The organism is Bradyrhizobium sp. Leo114 (assembly GCF_055229415.2).
In genome coordinates, this window is sequence record NZ_JBUYEN020000193.1 from 1 (window position 1) to 716 (window position 716).

1 pseudogene is annotated in these 716 nt (G+C 63.0%); it reads right to left on the reverse strand.

Annotated features, from left to right (window positions below):
- Positions 1-589, reverse strand: a pseudogene (locus ACZIRK_RS45350) (IS66 family transposase); the annotation flags it as partial.
- Between the last annotated feature and the right edge of the window lie 127 nt (positions 590-716).

Below are 716 nucleotides of genomic sequence, written 5' to 3' on the forward strand. Positions count from 1 at the left end.
CCGGCGCCGTAGTTTCGTCCATGAACAGACGATCCGCCGCTGCCAGATGGCGGCGCATGTGGTCGGCAACGGGTCGGAGATGGAAGCAGGCGCGGCCGGACCAATTGCCCAGTGTCGCCCGATCAAGTCGGATCCCCTGGCGCGCATAGATCTCGGCCTGACGGTAAAACCGCGTATGGTCGCCAAACTTGGAGACAATCACGTGCGCAATCGCCGCTTCGGTCGGTAGTCCACCAGGCACGACATGCTCCGGTGCGTGCGCCTGCACGACAGGGCCCGTGCAGCGGCGGCAGATGTATTTCGGGCGGCGCGTGACCAGCACGCGCCATTGCGCCGGGATCACGTCAAGGCGTTTGCTGACGTCCTCGCCGATCTTCGTCATGGCGCCGCAACCGCACGGACAGAACGTGCTCGCAAGCTCGATGACGCGCTCCACCTGCGGCAAATGGGCAGGCAAGCAGCCCCGATTGCGATGACGGTCTTGACCCGATCCGCCGCGCGACCGGCCCTGGATGATCGCGGCCGCCTTCTCCTGCGCAGAGTCCAGGACGCCTTGCGCGATCTCCACGTCTTCGAGCGGCAAATGATAGTGAGCGTCATCCGGCGACCACGCACTGAGGGCTGATCTGGTCGGCTAGGAAGATCTCGTGGATTGTTTCGTCACGAGGTCACCATGTCAAAAGATAGTTGTAAGGATGGCGATAAGGATAGGCATG